A 19,394-nucleotide genomic window follows, 5' to 3' on the forward strand; every position below is an offset into this window, starting at 1 on the left:
AACCTTGCCTCCCAGAAATTCGGGCTGAAGCCGGAGCGGGATAGTCCGCCAGGGCGACCTGCCTCACAAGGGAGCAAATTGCGTGCCAGTGCCCCGGAATGGACAGGAGCCTCAAAACTCGCGCCTGGCGGGGGCTTCGCTCTGATTGTGCGCAGTTTTGCGCACCGTTTTCGTGCCTGTCGTGGTGCGTGTGATCCATTTTGGTGCGTCGCAAGCTTTGCTGAATGATTTTGGTCAAACCTTGAACAATTTCCGCTATAATCCGCGCCCCTCTTTTTCGGCCGCTGTCGCAAGCGCTGTTTTCATGAAACTCATCGTCAAAGTCTTCCCGGAAATCACCATCAAGAGCCGGCCAGTGCGCAAGCATTTCATCCGCCAGCTCTCGAAGAACATCCGCGCGGTCCTGAAAGACCTGGACCCGGAGCTCGAGGTGACCGGCGTTTGGGACAACCTTGAAGTCCAGACTCGCCAGACCGAGCCGAAGCTGCTGCGCGAGATGATCGAGCGGCTGACCTGCACCCCCGGCATCACCCACTTCCTCGAAGTGCACGAGTATCCCCTGGGTGACTTCGACGATGTGCTGGAAAAGTGCAAGCTGCACTACGCCGACCAGATCCCCGGCAAGATCTTCGCCGTGCGCTGCAAGCGTGCCGGCAAGCATGAATTCACTTCCATGGAGCTGGAACGCCATGTCGGCAGCCGCTTGCGCCAGGAGTGCAACGCCGCCGGCATCTCGCTGAAGAACCCCGAAGTGGAAGTGCGGATGGAGGTGCGCGACCAGCGCCTGTTCGTCATCCACCACCAGCACGACGGCATCGGCGGCTACCCGCTGGGCTCCCTGGAGCAGACCCTGGTGCTGATGTCCGGTGGCTTCGACTCCACCGTCGCCGCCTACCAGATGATGCGCCGCGGCCTGATGACCCACTTCTGCTTCTTCAACCTCGGCGGCCGTGCACACGAATTGGGCGTGATGGAAGTCGCCCACTACCTGTGGGAGAAGTTCGGCCGTTCACAGCGCGTGCTGTTCATCAGCGTGCCCTTCGAGGAAGTGGTGGGCGAGATTCTCAGCAAGGTCGACAACAGCCAGATGGGCGTGGTGCTCAAGCGCATGATGCTGCGTGCCTCCACCCACATGGCGCGTAAGCTGACCATCGATGCGCTGGTCACCGGCGAGGCCATCTCCCAGGTCTCCAGCCAGACCCTGCCCAACCTCTCGGTGATCGATTCGGCCACCGACATGCTGGTGCTGCGTCCGCTGATCGCCAGCCACAAGCAGGACATCATCGACACCGCCAACCGTATCGGCACCGCCGAGTTCGCCAAACACATGCCCGAGTACTGCGGCGTGATCTCGGTGAACCCGACCACCCGCGCCAAGATCGGCCGCATCGAGCACGAGGAAGAGCAGTTCGACATGGCCATCCTCGAGCGCGCCCTGGAGCGCGCCCGCCTGGTGCCCATCGACCGGGTGATCGACGAACTGGGCCAGGACGTGGCCGTGGAAGAAGTGCGCGAGGCCCTGCCGGGGCAGATCGTCCTCGACATCCGCCATCCCGACGCTCAGGAAGATGAACCCCTGGAGCTGCCGGGCATCGAAGTCCAGGCCCTGCCTTTCTATGCGGTCAACAACCGCTTCAAGGAACTGGACGCCAACCGCCAGTACCTCCTGTATTGCGACAAGGGCGTGATGAGCCGCCTGCATGCCCATCACCTGCTCAGCGAGGGGCATGCCAATGTGCGCGTTTATCGTCCGGCCTAAACAGCCCGGGCTGTATGGCGGCAGCATCCGCCATCGCCCTCCCGACCATCGGGCCGCTTGATACGTACTTCATTCATATGCGCGACCTAGACTGCGCGGCACACCGAATCCTCTGATCGAGATACAAACGTGATCGAAAAACTCCGCAATATCGCCATCATCGCCCACGTCGACCATGGCAAGACCACCCTGGTGGACAAGCTCCTCAAGCTCTCCGGCACCCTCGACCGCAAAGAAGCGGAAAGCGAGCGCGTGATGGACTCCAACGAGCAGGAAAAAGAGCGCGGCATCACCATCCTGGCGAAGAACACCGCCATCAAGTGGAACGGCTACAACATCAACATCGTCGACACCCCCGGCCACGCCGACTTCGGTGGCGAGGTGGAGCGCGTGATGTCGATGGTCGACTCCGTGCTGCTGGTGGTCGACGCCCAGGACGGCCCCATGCCGCAGACCCGCTTCGTGACCCAGAAGGCCTTCAAGGCCGGCCTGCGTCCGATCGTCGTCGTGAACAAGATCGACCGTCCGGGCGCGCGCCCTGACTGGGTCATCGACCAGATCTTCGACCTGTTCGACAACCTCGGCGCCACCGACGAGCAACTCGACTTCCCGATCGTCTACGCCAGCGCCCTGAACGGCATCGCCGGTCTGGACCACGAGAAGATGGACGACAACATGGACGCCCTGTTCCAGGCCATCATCGACCACGTACCGGTACCGGACGTGGACGTCGACGGTCCGTTCCAGATGCAGATCTCCCAGCTGGACTACAACAGCTTCCTCGGCGTGATCGGCATCGGCCGTATCGCCCGTGGCCGCGTCAAGGCCAACACCCAGGTCGTTGCCGTGAGCGACGACGGCTCCCGCCGCAACGGCCGTATCCTCAAGATCATGGGGCACTCCGGCCTGCAGCGCGTGGAAGTGGCCGACGCTGAAGCCGGCGACATCGTCTGCGTCAGCGGCATGGAAGAACTGTTCATCTCCGACACCCTGTGCGACCCGCAGAACGTCGAGGCGCGCCCGCCGCTGACCGTTGACCAGCCGACCGTGAGCATGACCTTCCAGGTCAACGACTCGCCCTTCGCCGGCAAGGAAGGCAAGTTCGTCACCAGCCGCAACATCAAAGACCGTCTGGACAAGGAACTGCTGCACAACGTGGCCCTGCGTGTCGAAGCGGGCGAGTCCGCCGAGAAGTTCAAGGTCTCCGGCCGTGGCGAGCTGCACCTCTCCGTACTGATCGAAACCATGCGCCGCGAAGGCTTCGAGATGGCCGTCGGCCGTCCGGAAGTGGTGATCATCGAGAAGGATGGCGAGAAGCAGGAGCCCTACGAGAACGTCACCATCGACATCGAAGAGCAGCACCAGGGCTCGGTGATGGAGCAGATGGGCCTGCGCAAGGGCGACCTGACCAACATGATCCCGGACGGCAAGGGCCGCGTTCGCCTGGAGTACACCATCCCGGCGCGTGGCCTGATCGGCTTCCGTAACAACTTCCTGACCCTGACCTCGGGTACCGGCATCCTGACCTCGACCTTCAGCCACTACGGCCCGATCAAGGCCGGCGAAGTCAGCAACCGTCAGAACGGCGTACTGGTCTCCATGGCCACCGGCACCGCGCTGACCTACTCGCTGGAAACCCTGCAGAGCCGCGGCAAGCTGTTCCTCGGCCCAGGCGACGAGATCTACGAAGGCCAGCTGGCCGGCATCAACAGCCGTGACAACGACCTGGTGATCAACCCCACCAAGGGCAAGAAGCTCGACAACATGCGCGCTTCCGGCAAGGACGAAGTCATCGCCCTGGTTCCGCCGATCCGCTTCACCCTGGAACAGGCGCTGGAATTCATCGCCGACGACGAGCTGGTGGAAGTGACGCCGAAGTCGATCCGCCTGCGCAAGAAGATGCTGAACGAGAACGACCGCAAGCGCTACGAGCGCACCAAGGTGTAACTCGGCACCGCAGTGAAAAAAGGCCCCGCCGGAGCGATCCGGCGGGGCCTTTTCTTTGGTCCGCCCCCCCTCCGTGGCGAGGGAGAGGGGCTTCCGGCCAACACCGGGCCATACAGGTCCGCCGTCCGTAGGGTGCGCTGTGCGCACCAGGCCTAGTTTGCGGCTCACTCGGCGTCAGGCGTCTGCTGCGTAGGGTGGGCTTCAGCCCACCAAAAGCCCTTCATACACCCAATCAGGAAATTTCCATCTGACTGTTCAGAGCGCACTGGCATACCTCCTTGCGCTCAGTTGCTTTCATTGGCGCCTGCTTTCGTACCAGGCCCAACGCAATGGAATTGCCCAGCGCGCGTTCATTGAAACGCCACCTTCTCCCACTGCTCATGCTGACCCTTGGCATCGTGCAATGGGCTGGCGCCGACGTCTCGCCGGGTGACCGCGAGCTGATCCGCGAACGCCAGGAACGTCTCCTCGACGAACAGCGCCGGCGTCTCGACGAACTGCAGCAACTGCCCGGGAAAACCACGCCGACCGAGCCGTCGGCACCCACCGACGAAGCCCAGTGCTTCCACATACGCAGCATCCACCTGCAAGGTGCCGATCTCATTCCCGCCCCGCGCCAGCGTGAACTGCTGGCCCCCTTCGAGGGGCGTTGCCTGGGTAGCGCTGGCCTCAACGAGTTGCTCAAGGCCATCACCGGGTTCTATATCGACAAGGGGTACGTCACTTCGCGCGCCTACCTGCCGCAACAGGACCTGGCGGACGGCGAACTCGAGGTAATAGTGATCGAGGGGCGGCTGGAGGGGCTCGACAGCTCCTCCGTGGCCAGCGACCGCGAACTGGCCATGACCTTCCCCGGCCGCGTTGGCGACCTGCTCGACCTTCGCGAACTGGAACAACTGGTAGACCAGCTGAATCGCCTGCCCTCGCGCCCGGCCCAACTGGAGCTGGTGCCCGGCGAACAGGTCGGCGGCAGCCGCGTGCGCCTCCAGGGCGAGGCCGCCAAGCCCTGGCGCGTCGGCCTCAGCCGCGACAACGACGGCCAGCGCAGCACCGGCGAGCAGCAATGGGGCGTCAGTCTCGACTGGGACAGCCCCCTGGGCCTCGCCGACCAGCTCAACCTGCGCGGCGGTGGCGATGCGGTCAGCGATCGGTGGCGCCATTCGGCCAACCAGGGCTTCTCCTACAGCCTCCCCTACGGCTGGTGGAGCCTCTCCTACAGCTACAGCCAGAGCTACTACCGCACCCGCAACGACAGCCCCGGCTTCGCCTTCGCCCTCGATGGCGAGAGCAAGAACCATCAGCTGCGCGCCGAGCGCGTGCTGCACCGCGACAGCGTCGGCAAGACCTCCGCCAGTTTCGGCCTGGCCCACCTGCGCACCCGCAACTACGTCGAGGACAGCCTGATCGAGGCCTCCAGCCAGCGCCTCAGCGAAGCCCAGTTCGGCTTCAACCACGGCCGCCGCATCGGTTCGGCGTTCGTCAACCTGGACCTCGGCTGGCAGCGCGGCATCGGCGCCCTGGACGCCCAGGGCACCGGACACCCTCGGGGCAGCGAACCGGTGGCGCGCTACAGCAAGTACAGCCTCACCCTCAGCTACCTGCAGCCCTTCCAGCTCTGGGGGGAGAACCTCAGCTTCGACAGCCTCGCCTATGGCCAGCGCAGCGAGGATCCACTGTTCAGCCCGCAGCGCATCAGCCTGGGTGGCCTCAGCTCGGTGCGCGGTTTCAAGGACCAGTCCCTGGCCGGCGACAGCGGCGGCTACTGGCGCAACCAGCTGCGCTGGCGCCGTGCGGTCACCTGGGAGCCGCTGCGACCCTGGCTGCAGGAGTACGGCGCGGCGCTGGCTTACGACCTCGGCGTGATTCACGGCAATGCCCATAACCCTGGCCAGAGTGGCCGCCTGAGCAGCCACGGGCTGGAACTCAGCGCCCGCGGCCGGCACCTCGCCGCCGCGCTCACCTTCGCCCATTCCCTGGAACGGCCGGATGCCATCGAGCGTCGGGAACGGCCCGTCTACTTCCGCTTCGACCTCTTCTTCTGAGTCGGCCAGGACAGGAGTCCCGCAGCATGGATACCCGCAGCCCCTTCTTCCAGAACATCGCCCTGGTCCTGATCGGCATCCTCTTCCTCGACCCGATCGTCGCCACCGCCGCGCAGCTGGCGGTGGATGGCTCCGCCAGCGGCAACACCCAATTGGGTCAGGCCGGTAACGGCGTGCCGGTGGTCAACATCGCCACTCCCAACGGCAGCGGGCTGTCCCACAACAAGTTCAGCGAGTACAACGTCGGCCAGCAGGGCCTGATCCTCAACAACGCCACCGACCGGACCCAGGCCACCCAGCTGGGTGGCCTGATCCTCGGCAACCCCAACCTCCAGGGCCACGCCGCCGGCACCATCCTCAACGAAGTCACCGGTGGCAACCGCAGCCAGTTGGCCGGCTATACCGAAGTCGCCGGCCAGTCCGCGCGGGTCATAGTCGCCAACCCCCATGGCCTCACCTGCAACGGCTGCGGCTTCATCAACACCCCGCGCGCCACCCTGAGCACCGGCACGCCGGTGCTCGAAGGCGGGCGGCTCGAGCGCTTCCAGGTGGACGGCGGCGATATCACCCTCGAAGGCGCCGGCCTCAATGCCGGCAATGTCGACCAGTTCGAGCTGATCACCCGCAGCGCCCGGCTGAATGCCGAACTCCACGCCCGCGACCTGACCATCGTGGCCGGGCGCAACGACGTGCAGGCCGATAGCCTGGCCGCCACCCCGCGTGCCGATGACGGCAGTGCCAAGCCTGGCTTGGCTATCGACAGCTCGGCGCTGGGCGGCATGTATGCCGGGGCCATCCACCTGGTGGGCACCGAAGCCGGGGTCGGGGTGAAGCTGGCTGGGAACCTGGCCGCCAGCGCCGGCGACATCCTGATCGACGCCAATGGTCAGTTGACCCTGGCGCAGACCGCAGCCCGTGGCGACTTGCGGGTGAAGGCACAGGGCGCCGAACTGGCCGGCAAGGCCTATGCCGGCGGCAGCGCCGTGCTGGAGACCCAGGGCGACCTGACCATCCGCCAGAGCCTGGTGGCGAAGGACGCCGTGCGCCTGAACAGCGGCGGGCGCGCGGTCAACCAGGGGGTGGTCGAGGCCGGGGTCAACCCGGACAACAGCCGCAGCAGCGGCGGCGACGTGCAGGTGCGGGCACGGGAAGTGCGCAACGCCGGCAGCCTGGTGGCCAACCGCGCCCTCGAGGTCAGCGCCAGCCAGACCTTGGACAACCAGGGCGGCACCCTCAGCGCCCAGGGCAATGCCCGCGTCTCTGCCGGCAAGCTGGACAACCGCAGCGGCCGGCTCCTGGCCAAGGGCGACATGGCGCTCAGCGCCGGCGAACTGGACAACCAGGCCGGGCTGGTGAGCAGCACCGGCCCGCTCGCGGCGCAGCTCGGTCACCTGGACAACCGCAACGGCGAGGTCTTCAGCCAGAGCAGCGCCAGAGTTCAGGCCGGTAGCGTCGACAACCGCAGCGGCAAGATCATCGGCGAGCAGACGCTGCAGCTGGAAGCCAGTGGCGCGGTGAACAACCAGGGCGGCAGCCTCGGCGCCAACCAGCAGCTGCAGGTCAAGGCCGAGAGCCTGGATAACAGCCAGCAGGGCAATGTCAGCAGCCAGGGCGGCCTTGATGTGCAGGTGGCGGGCAAACTCGACAACCACGATCAGGGCCGGATTGGCGCCAATGGCGCCGCCAGGGTTCAGGCGGGCTCCCTGGATAACCGCACCGGTCAGCTCACCAGCGGCTCGACCCTGGATCTGCAAGCCGGCCCTGTGGATAACCGCGATGCAGGTCGGATCGCCAGCAATGGCAAGCTGACGGCCAGCGTCGCCGGGCTGGACCAGCAGGGTGGCGGCAAGGTGTACAGCAACTCCGACCTCGACCTGGACCTCAACGGCGGCACGTTGAATAACAGCGGCGGCCTGCTCAACGCTCCCGGTCGACTGCTGCTGAAGAACCTGGGCGATGTCCGCAACCAGGGTGGCGAAATCTCCAGCCAACAGGCCTTCACCCTGGTCGCGCGCAGCCTCGACAACGCCAGCGGCAAGCTGCTCAGTGCCCAGGCCCTGACACTGCGCATCGATCAGGCGCTACACAACCTCAAGGGAATGATTTCCGCCGCTGCGCTCGATGTTCGCAGCGCCTCCCTGGACAACGGCGGCGGCCTGCTGACCGGCACCGGCGACCTACTGCTGAAGGTTGCCGGCCAGGCCGGCAACCGCGGTGGTGAGATTTCCAGCGGTGGTGCCACTCGGCTGGAAGCCGCCAGCCTGGACAACCAGGGCGGCGACCTGTTGGGCGACGACGGCCTGGTGGTGTCCTTGAGCGGTGCGCTGGATAACCAGGGTGGCACGCTCGGCACCGGGCGTGACCTCGAACTGCAGGCCGCCAGTGTCGACAACCGTCGAGGCACCCTGGTGGCGGACGGAGCACTGAACGCTCGTATCAGCGACCAGCTCGACAACCAGGAGCAAGGCAGCCTGCTCGCAAAGGGCCCCCTGGCGATCCAGGCCGTGCGCCTGGATAACCGCGCCGGCCAGGTCAGTGGCCAGGGGCCGGTCACGATTACCGCCCAGCAACTGGACAATCGAGCTGGCAGGCTCGCGGCGAATGGTCCGCTGGTGCTCCGGGCGAACCAGCTGGACAACCGCCAGCAGGGGGCGATCAGCAGCAAGGCCGGCCTCACCTATCAGGGCCAGCGCCTGGACAACCAGGGTGGCCACATCACCGCAGCCGGTCCTCTGTCTCTTGAGACCGAGGAGGTGCAGAACGCCCAGGGCCGTATCGCCAGTCAGGGCGACCTGAGCGCGACGCTCGGTACCCTGGCGCAGCAGGGCGGTGAACTGGTCGCCCAAGGCACCCTTCAGTTTCAGGCCCGCGCCCTGGACAACCGCCAGGGAGGTCTGGTGGGCAGCACAAAAGCGCTGAAGCTCGAGGTTGGCGATATCGACAATCGTGGCGGCGAGCTGTCCAGCCAGATTGGCGTCAGCATCAAAGGCCAGCGCCTCGACAACAGCGGCGGCAAGCTGTTGGCCGGCAACCAACTGGCCCTCGCCGTGGATCGTGTGATCAACCAGGCGAAGGGCCTGATCTTCGGCCGTCATGCCACCACCCTCGACGCCCACGGCCTGGACAACAGCGGCGGCACCCTGGGCAGCGCCACATCGCTGGTCGTCGCTCTGGCGCCCAAGGCCGGTGGGCTGGAAGGCGAACTGGTCAATCGCCAGGGCCTGATCAGCAGCGAGGGCACCCTTGAGCTCCAGGCCAGCCGGATCGACAACCAGGGTGGCGCCCTCTCCAGCGCCGCCGACCTGGGGCTGGTCAGCGCTGGACAACTTGATAACAAGGGCGGCTCCATCGTCAGCGACGGCAACCTCGGTGTGGCCAGTGCCAGCCTCGACAACAGCGAGGCGGGCGTACTCAGCGCCAAGGGCGACGCACGCATCGACACCGGTGCGCTGAACAACCGCCAGGGCGGCAAGCTCACCACCGCCGGCACCCTGAACCTGGACGCCGGCCAGGTCGACAACAGCGCCACGGGCCGCATCGCCGGCGGCCAGGGCCTGACCGCCAAGGTCACCGGCCTGGACCAGCACGACGGTGGCGAGCTGTTCAGCAAGGCCGACCTCAGCCTCGACCTGCAACAGGGCCTGTTGAACAACAGCAGCGGCGGCCTGATCAACAGCCCTGGCCGGCTCCTGCTGCAGAACCTGGGACAGGTCATCAACCGTGGCGGTGAAATTTCCAGCCAGCAGGGCTTCACCCTGGCCGCGCGCCAACTCGACAACGCTGGCGGCAAACTACTCAGCAACCAGGCGCTGGTGCTGCGCATCGCCCAGGCCCTGGATAACGTCAAAGGGACGCTCTCCGCCAAGGGGCTGGACCTGCGTGCCGGCAGCCTGGACAACCGCGAAGGGCTGCTCAACAGTCGCGACCTTCACACGCTCGCGGTGACCGGCCACTTCGACAACCAGAGTGGCGCCGTGGCGGCAAACGGCAAGCTCGTCCTGACCGCCAGCACGCTGGACAACCGCGTCGGCGAAATCGCCGGCAAGGCGGATGTCCAGGCAACCGTCAGTACCCTCGACCAGCGCGGCGGACTACTGATCGCTCAAGGCGCCCTGAATCTGAATGGCCAGCGCCTCGACAACAGCGCCAATGGCCTGGTCGGCGCCACCCGGGGCCTGTCCCTCGATATCGAGAACATCGACAACCGTGGTGGCGAGATTTCCAGCCAGGAGGCTGTCCAGATCGTCGGCGGGCAGCTCGATAACAGCGATGAAGGCCGGCTGCTGGCTGGCACCCGCCTGGGTGTTGCCGTCGAGCATGTGATCAACCGCGCCAAGGGCCTGATTTCCGGCAAGGCCGGGGTAGACCTGACAGGCCGCAGCCTGGACAACAGCGGCGGCCGCCTGCTCAGCCAGCAGGCTGTGGCCATCACCCTGCAGCAGGCGTTGACCAATGGTCAGGGCCTGATCAACAGCGAAGGTCGTCTCGACCTCGCGGCCGGCAGCCTGGACAACAGCGGCGGCAGCATTTCCAGCGCGGGTGCCCTGGACATCCTCAGCCGTGGCGCGCTGGGCAACGACGGCGGCCAACTGCTGACGGACAACACCTTGACGCTGGCCAGCGACAGCCTGAGCAACCGTCAGGGCGTGCTGTCCGCCAAGGGCAAGACCCAGCTCACCACCGGCCGCCTCGACAACAGCCAGGGGCAGCTGACCAGCGCCGATGCCCTGGACCTGGCCGCGGGCGAACTCATCAACCACGGCGGCCGCATCGGCAGCCAGCAGACCCTCAGCGTCAGCGCCAGCGGCCTGGCGCAGAAGGGCGGCCAGCTGTTCAGCAATGCTGGCCTCAGCCTCGACCTTCAGGGCGGTGACCTGAACAACGTCGGCGGCCTGATCAACGCCCCCGGCCAGCTTCTGCTGAAGCGCCTCGGCAATATCAATAACCAGGGCGGCGAGATATCCAGCCAGCAGGCCTTCACCCTGGCCGCGCGCAACCTCGACAACGCCGGCGGCAAGCTGCTCAGCGCCCAGGCCCTGAGCCTGCGCATCGACCAGGCGCTGGCCAACCTCAAGGGCCTGATTGCCGCCGCCAGCCTCGACGTCGCGGCCGCCAGCCTGACCAACGGCGGCGGCACCCTGACCAGCCGCAGCACCACCCGGGTCGACATTGCTGGCGCTCTGGCCAACGACCAGCAGGGCCTGATCAATGCCACCCAGCGGCTCACCCTGAAGGCCGGCAGCATCGACAACCGCGGCGGCAGCCTGCTGGCCGGCAGAGCCCTCGATCTGCGCGCCCAGTCCGTCGACAACCGTGACAACGGCCTGATCAACAGCCAGGGCGGCCTCGACCTGCAGGCCGGGACACTGGATTCCAGCCAGGGTGGCGAAGTCTCCGCCAAGGGCCCGCTGGGCCTGTTCCTCGACCGGCTGATCCAGCGCCAGGGGCGGCTGATCGGCGCCTCCGGCCTCACTCTCGACCTCAACGGTGGCGACCTGGACAACCAGGGCGGCCTGATCCTCGCCCAGGGCCCGCTCAGCCTCCAGCGCCTGCGCGACCTGGCCAACCAGGGCGGCGAGATCAGCAGCAGCGAGAGCTTCGTCCTCGTCCTGCGCGACCTGGACAACAGCGGCGGCAAGCTGATCAGCAGCGGCCAGCTCGGCGTCAATGGCGCGCAGCTGCGCAACCAGGGCGGGCTGCTCTCCGGCTGGCAGGGTCTCAGCGTCAGCGGCCAGAGCCTCGACAACCGCAACCTCGGCACCCTCTCCAGCCGTGGCGGCGATCTGTCCGTTACCTTGAGCGGCACGCTGCAGAACAGCGGCGAAGGCGCCCTGGCCAGCCACGGCCGCCTGGACCTCAAGGCCGCCAGCCTGGACAACAGCAACAAGGGAATCCTCACCAGCGGCGGTGACCAGCAGATAGATGTCGCCACCCTGCTGGACAACAGCGCGGGCGGGCAGATCGACAGCGGCGCGAAATTGACCCTGAAGGCCGCCAGCCTGAACAACGCCGCCGGTACGGTGCAGGCGCAACAGGCGCTGGGCCTGCGTACCACCGACCTCGACAACAGCGGCGGCACCATTGCCGGCAATGGTGCCGTCACGCTGGACCTCCTCGGCTCCCTCGCCAACGCCGACGGCAAGCTCGCCAGCGTGGGGCCGCTCCTGCTGCAGGGGGCCAGCCAGGTCGACAACCAGGGCGGCCAGATCGTCAGCCAGGGCCTGCTGACCCTGCTCACCGGCGGTCTGGACAACCGCAATCACGGCACCATCGCCGCCAATGGCGCCCTGCTGCTGACGGCGACCGGCGCGGTGCAGAACGACAACGACGGCCTCATCTTCAGCCGAGATGCCGGCGTGCGCATCGAGTCCGCCAGCCTGGACAACGGCCTGGGCGCCCTCCAGGCCAAGGGCGATCTGGAGATCGCCAGCGGGGACTACTTCAACCTCGGTGGACGGGCGATCAGCCAGGCCGGAAACCTGGAGATCCGCACCGGCAACCTGGACAACCGCGGCGGCACCCTCGCCAGCCTGGACGGCTGGGTCAAGGCCCGCCTGAGCGGCTGGCTCGACAACGGCCAGGGCGGCGTGGTCCAGGGGCAGTCTCTGGACCTGACGGCCACCGTCGTGGCCAACCAGGGTGGGCACCTCTCGGCCCTCTCCGGCCACGCCCTGTTGAGCGTGGCCAGCCTGGACAACAGCCAGGGCGCGCTCTTTGCCAAGCAGTTGCTCAAACTCAGCGGCAACCACCTGACCAACGCCGGGCAGATCGCCGCCGGCACGGTGGACTTCAGTTTGGCCGGCGCGCTGGACAACCAGGCCGGCATCATCGAAAGCGACAGCAGCCTGACCCTGGCCGCCGCCTCCGTGGACAACCGTGGCGGCCAGTTGCGTTCCCTGGCTTCCAGCGGCCGCACCCAGCTCACCGTGCAGGGCTTGCTGGACAACCGCGATGGCACCCTGGAAACCGCCAACAGCGACTTCGGCCTGGTGGCGGGGAGCTTCCTCAACGTCGGCGGCACACTGCTGCATGTCGGCAGCGGCGCCTTCGACATCGCCCTGCCCAATGTGGTCAACGCCGGTGGCAGCATCGCCACTCAAGGCGGCCTGACCCTCAATGCCGACAGCTGGACCAACAGCACCGTCATCCAGGCCGGCCGCCTGACGGTGAACGTCGGCCAGTTCACCCAGACCGCCAGCGGCCAGCTGCTGGCCGCAAGCAGCTTCACCGGCACCGGCGGGAACTGGAGCAACGACGGCCTGATCGCCAGCGACGGCGCACTCAGCCTCGCCCTCAGCGGCAGCTACAGCGGCAGCGGGCGGGTGACCAGCCTGGGCGACCTCGGTCTGGGCGCCGCCCAGCTGACCCTGCCCACGGCCGGCCGCATCTCTGGCGGTGGCAGCACCACCCTCAGCGTGGGTGGCCTGCTTGGCAACAGCGGGGTGATCACCTCCGCCAGCGGCCTGATGGTCAACGCCGGACAGCTGAACAACTACGGCAGCCTGGGCAGCGCCCAGGCGCTGCGGCTGGTGACGCCGAACCTGCTCAACCAGAACGGCCTGATCTTCAGCGGCAGCGACATGGCACTGCGGGTGGGCAGCTTCACCAACCGCTATGCGGATGTGTACAGCCTCGGCGCGCTGGATATCGCCGCCAACGATGCGGGCGCGCGCAGCACCCTGCTGGAAAACATCTCCGCGACCCTGGAAAGCGCCCGCGACATGAGCCTGGCGGCGGCCACCATCGTCAACCGCAAAGACTCCTTCTCCGTGTCCGAGCGACTGGTTGCCGGCTCCATCACCTTCCACTGCTACAACTGCAAGGGGAAACACTACGACCTCGACTACTTCGTCAATGAAGAAATCGAGCGCACGGTGACCGCTGACTCGGCGGCCTCGACCATTGCGGCAGGCAACAACCTCAACGTTTCCTCCGGCAGCTTCAGCAACCAGCACAGCCTGGTCTCGGCTGCCGGCAACATCACGATCAACACTGGAACCTTCAACAACGAAGGTGCTGCAACGGAGAGCGTCATCCGCTCCCGAACTTTCCGCAAAACCGACGATACCGAGCCTTCTTCGGTGTTTTACGGACTCATCAACGGGCAATTGGCGGAATACAACAAGTACAACTCGAGGTACGTCCACCAGTACACGAAGATCGTTGGAGGCCGGGAGCCAGTCGAGATCATTTTCCGTACTGAAGAACAGGTAACCAGTAAACCCAATCCGAACTTCAATCCCGGCTTCGAGCACGGAATACCCGATCGCTTCTACAGCTATATCCTGGCCAGCTCTTCCGAGACCACTCTCAACACCGGCGTGGCGGCGAACGCCATCGTCCAGGCCGGCGGCAACGTTGCCATCAATGCGTCCAGCAGCCTGGGCAACGGCGTCAGCCGAAGCAATGTCGCCTACGCGGGTGGTAGCAATAGGGTGTCCGACACCTCGGTAGGCCCGGGTACTGGTGGTACCGTGATTCATATCAATGCCCAGCTGCCACCAGATCTCGCCCAGCAGCAGGTCAACCCGCTGGCCCTGCCAGGCTTCAGCATCCCCACGGGTTCCAACGGCCTGTTCCGGCTCAGCAGTACCCTAGCCAGCGATGCCCAGGCAGACCGGGACGCGCAAGGCCCGCAGAGCTGGACCCTGGGTGGCGCCAGCATCGGCCTGGCCGAACGCGAGCAGGTGCTGACCGATACCCAGGCGCGCCAGGTGCAGGTCAATGACGCCGGACAGACGGTCATCGGCGGCCGTCAGCTGGAACTGGGTGATCGCCTACAGGCCGAGGGCGCTGGCGTCGGCGCCATCCAGGTCGAGGTGGGCGCCGCACCTTCCGATTTCGGGGTACCTGATCGCTCCAGCACTGCCGGCGGCACCAGCCTGGGCGGCGGTATCGCGGAGCAGCGGCCCAGCGGCGGTAGCCAGCCGCAGGACCAGAGCATCGCCCGTGTCCAGGGTCTGCCGGCCAACAGCGTCCAGCCCAAACCGCACAAATACCTGATCGAAACCAACCCGGAGCTCACCAACCTCAAGCAGTTCCTCAGCTCCGACTACCTGCTCGGCAACCTCGGCTACGACCCGGACCAGACGCAGAAACGCCTCGGTGACGGCCTCTACGAGCAGCGCCTGGTCCGCGAGGCCATCGCCGCCCGTACCGGCCAGCGCTTCCTCGAAGGCCTGACCAGCGACGAGGCGATGTTCCGCTTCCTGATGGACAACGCCATTGCCAGCAAGCAGCAGCTCGGCCTGAGTGTCGGGGTGAGCCTGTCCGCCGCCCAGGTAGCGGCGCTGACCCACGACATCGTCTGGCTCGAAGAGCACGAGGTGAACGGTGAGAAGGTGCTGGTGCCGGTGCTCTACCTGGCCCAGGCCGACGGCCGGCTCGCCCCCACTGGCGCGCTGATCCAGGGCAAGGACGTCGCATTGATTTCCGGCGGCGACCTGACCAACCAGGGCACCCTGCGCGCCAGCAACAACCTCAGTGCCACCGCCGGCAACATCGCCAACAGCGGCCTGATGGAAGCCGGTAATCGCCTCGACCTGCTGGCCACCGACAGCATCCGCAACGCCCAGGGCGGCATCATCAAAGGGCGCGATGTCAGCGCCATCGCCCTGACCGGCGACATCATCAATGAACGCAGCCAGGGCTCCCTGCTGTATGTCGGGCCCACCACACGTCAGGACAGCGTCATGGACAACGCTGCCCGGATCGAGGCCGGCAACAGCATGAGCCTCTCTGCCGGGCGCGATCTCGCCAATATCGGCAGCGTCCTGAGCGCTGGCGGCAATGCCAGCTTCAGCGCCGGTCGCGACCTGCTCATCAGCTCCGCCACCGAGGTGGATACCGCCGAAGGCCGCGCCAAGAAGTCGCGCTGGAACGAGACCGACATCACCCAGCACACCAGCGAGGTGCAGATTGGTGGCGATCTCAAGATCGAGGCCGGGCGCGACCTGGCGCTAATCGCCAGCCGTGTGGGGGCCGGCGGTGACATCGACCTGGCGGCCGGGCGCGATCTCGATATCGGCTCGGCGGCCGACGAAAACCACTACGAGTACCACTACAAGGGCGGCGGCAAGAAGCTCGATATCCAGAAGGACCAGGTTCGCCAGCAGGGCAGCGATATAACCGCCGGCGGTGACCTCAGTGTCATCAGCGGCGGAGACCTGACCGTCACCGCCAGCCGCCTGGAGGCCGGCGACGACGCCTACCTCTACGCCGGCCGTGACCTCAGCCTGCTGGCGGCCGAAGACAGCGACTCCAGCCTCTACGACAAGAAGAAAAAGGGCAGCTTCGGCAGCAAGAAGACCCAGCGTGATGAAGTCACCGACATTCGTCACGTTGGCAGCGAGATCACCACCGGCGGCGACCTCATCCTGGTCAGCGAAGGCGACCAGCGCTACCAGAAGGCCAAGCTGGAATCCGGCGCCGACCTGACCCTGGACAGCGGCGGCGAAATCGCCTTCGAAGCGGTGAAGGACCTGCACCAGGAAAGCCATGAGATGAGCAAGGGCGACCTGGCCTGGACCAGCGCCAAGGGCAAGGGCAGCACCGACGAGACGCTGCGCCAGAGCGAACTCATCGCCCAGGGCGAGATCGCCATCCAGGCCGTGGACGGCCTGAAAGTCGACCTCAAGCACATCGACCAGCAGACCGTCAGCCAGACCATCGACGCGATGGTGCAGGCCGACCCCAACCTGGCCTGGATCAAGGATCTGGAACAGCGCGGGGATGTGGACTGGCAGCGGGTGAAGGAGGTGCATGACAGCTTCAAGTACAGCCATTCGGGGTTGGGGGCGGGGGCGCAACTGGCGATTGCCATCGTCATGGCGGCCGTTGTGGGGCCAGCGGCCGCAAGTGCGGCTGGGACTGCTGGTGCAAGTGCCGGAGTTGCTGCTGGCGCCGGTGCGGTCGCGGCGACTGCCGCTACCAAAGGCACGGTGAGTGCCATTAACAACCAGGGGGACCTGGGCGCTGCCCTCAAGGATGTCACCTCGAAGGAGAGCCTGAAGGACTATGTCGTATCCGGTGTAACGGCAGGCTTGACCGCTGACCTTTTCGACAAGCTGTTCGGGACTGAGACCAACACCCTCACCGACAAGGTGGGCAAGGTCGACCTGAGCACGATGGAGGGCATCGGCAAGTTCGCCGGCAACCAGTTGGCCCAGAGCGGCACGGCCGCGGCACTGAACCAGCTGATGGGGCGTGATCCGTCGTTCAAGGAGGCCCTGCAATCCGCCCTCTACAACACCCTGGCGGCAGCGGCCTTCAACGCGGTGGGCGACTTCACCGAAGACAAGTGGGTGGAGGGAAGCCCGCAGAAAATCGCCATCCACGCCATGGTCGGCGGACTACTTAGCGAGGCCACCGGCGGCGACTTCAAGACCGGCGCCATGGCGGCGGGGGCCAACGAAGCCTTGGTGGTGCAACTTGATGCACTGGTGAAGAGCGACCCGGCGTTGCTGACCATGTCCTCGCAGTTAGTGGGGCTGGTCGCGGCTGCGGCGGTGGATGGCGATTTGGAGAAAGGCGCCTGGGTGGCGCAGAACGCTACGCAGTACAACTACCTGGATCACAGCGACTCGAAAGACTTCGAAGCCAGCATGAAGGAATGCGGCAGTGATGAGGGTTGTCAGCGCAAGAAATGGGAGGACGCCGCCAGTGGGTTTGGCCAACTGAGCCAAGCCAACTTCGACGAAGCCCTAGCTACAGGCGGTGCTGTTTGGGCAAAAGACCAGATGGGGCGGATAGGTGCTGGCCTTGAAGTCTTGGGCTCAATGAGTTGTGCCACGACGACCTGCGAGAACTACAAGTTCACGCTCATTGACCGCGCGCTGACCAGTTATGCTCACTTGGCCGATGTGGTGGGGGAGTGGGAGCCGATCCTTGGAGTCATCGGCGGCGTTGCCGGCGGGGTAGCTGGCTCTCGTCCCGGTAGCAGCGCTGCTCGCCCTGCGGGTAGCAATCCGACTGTTGGCTCGGCTCAGGTCAAGAAGGCCTATGAGTACTGGGCTAAGGTCAAGGCTGCGGACGGTTCAAAAGGGACCGTAACATCTTCCTCCGAAGCGGCAAGCATTAATGCGCAAGCTGCTTTGAAAGCTAAGCTCTCCGGACTTCAGAAAGCGCAACAGACAGCGGCTGTTACGAGAGCTCTCCCGGATGGTCGGATTCGCTATTACACGCAAGAGGTTCCTGCACGAACAGAAGGCACCACACGGGGGGCGTCGTTCGTAACGGAGTACAATCCATCGACTGGCTCTACTCGGCAGTGGATGGAAAGCTACGACCATTCAGGGGCAGTAATACGTGTCCACCCCAAAAGCATAAATGGGCAGCCGGTTAGTGCTCAGCATTATCCTCCAACAGGTGCTGAACTGGAGAGTTGGAAGTAATGTTCTCAAAAAATGATCTGGTTCTGGAACTCGAAAAAACATTAGTTGACGGCTTTGACGTGAACAAGATATCGAAGGTTGCGTTCGAGATATATCAAGAGCATGGCTTGGAGCTTCCGTCGTCCCTGGATCGGGCCTTGCTTGTTTTAATGGCAATGGAAGAGGGGAAGGAGTTTGAATTGAGCGAGGCTGAATTCTTGGAGTTAATTTTAGAGATTAGATCCATGTAAGCGAAAAGGAGACAAATTGACCGGAAAAGCGGAAAAGGAAGCGGAAAAAGCGGAAAAGGGGACAGCGTGAATGCGTGAAAAGGGGATTTATTTTTCCTACTCTAATTCCTTAGGAGGGGAGAGCAGGTTCTAGGTCTTCATGGAGGGAGAAGCCATGCCCAGGGTCGGGCGGACGGGAAAAGGGGACCGGGAAAAGGGGACAGATTTATTTTTCCGACCGGGAAAAGGGGACAGATTTATTTTTCCTACTCTAATTTTTCATGGAAAAGGGGACAGATTTATTTTCCCTACTCTAATTTTTATCCAGGGTGGGTCTGTAGGATTTAGGGATTCGTAGAGGGAGCAGCCATGCCCAGGGTCGGGCGAGTTTTATTGCCAAATTATCCACATCACATTGTCCAGCGTGGCCATAACCGGCAGGTCGTGTTCGCCGAGGACGCTGATTTCGAGCGCTACCTGTCCGACCTGCGCGAGTTGAAGGATGCCTTCGGGGTCAAGGTCTATGCGTACTGCCTGATGACCAACCATGTGCACCTGCTGCTGGCCCCGGATGATTCGCTGGCAGGGCTCAGCCAGTTGATGAAGACCTTGGCGGCCCGCGCAACGCGCTACCGCAATCGTTTGGAAGGCCGTTCCGGCACTTTGTGGGAAAGCCGCTTCAAGTCGAGCATCGTGCAGTCCGATGCCTACTTGCTGGCCTGCAGTCGTTACATCGAACTGAACCCGGTGCGGGCGTGCATGGTGGCTGAGGCATCGGATTATCTCTGGTCCAGTTATGCCCTGCGTGTTGGGAGCGCACCTGAGCAGAGCTGGTTGGACGACGACCCGTGTTTCAACGCGCTCGGCGCTACGGATAACGCACGGCGCCGCCGGTATGCCGAGTTCGTCAGGCAAGCAGTGCCCGCAGAGGAACTGAACCTGATTCGAGAGGCCATTCAACGCGGCCAACTGACGGGGAACAACCACTTCGTGGATGAGGTTGAGCGTATTGCGGGCGTACGGATTGAACGGCGCAAGCAGGGGC

Annotated in this window: 5 protein-coding genes; all 5 read left to right on the forward strand. The window is 64.9% G+C overall.

From position 1 onward, the window contains the following. The first annotated feature begins 304 nt into the window (after positions 1-304). The gene (gene thiI, locus E8F11_RS02505) at positions 305-1,759 is read left to right on the forward strand and encodes a tRNA uracil 4-sulfurtransferase ThiI (RefSeq protein WP_280287232.1); all 1,455 of its coding nucleotides are present in this window, start codon (positions 305-307) and stop codon (positions 1,757-1,759) included. A 129-nt stretch (positions 1,760-1,888) separates the two neighbouring features. Next, entirely contained in the window at positions 1,889-3,706 is a 1,818-nt protein-coding gene (gene typA / locus E8F11_RS02510; RefSeq protein WP_280287233.1) for a translational GTPase TypA, read from the forward strand. Positions 3,707-4,086: 380 nt separating this feature from the next. After that, positions 4,087-5,748 carry a ShlB/FhaC/HecB family hemolysin secretion/activation protein gene (locus E8F11_RS02515; protein ID WP_280287238.1) on the forward strand — a complete coding sequence of 554 codons (1,662 nt, stop codon included), beginning with the start codon at positions 4,087-4,089 and terminating at the stop codon, positions 5,746-5,748. A gap of 26 nt (positions 5,749-5,774) precedes the next feature. Continuing rightward, positions 5,775-18,140, forward strand: a complete 12,366-nt coding sequence (locus tag E8F11_RS02520) for a filamentous hemagglutinin N-terminal domain-containing protein (RefSeq protein WP_280287235.1) — start codon at positions 5,775-5,777, stop codon at positions 18,138-18,140. Between the two features lie 578 nt (positions 18,141-18,718). Beyond that, a partial coding sequence (locus tag E8F11_RS02525; protein WP_280287236.1) for a transposase occupies positions 18,719-19,394 on the forward strand: 676 nt, incomplete at its 3' end.

It is taken from the genome of Pseudomonas sp. BN417, assembly GCF_029871205.1.
GTDB lineage: Bacteria > Pseudomonadota > Gammaproteobacteria > Pseudomonadales > Pseudomonadaceae > Metapseudomonas.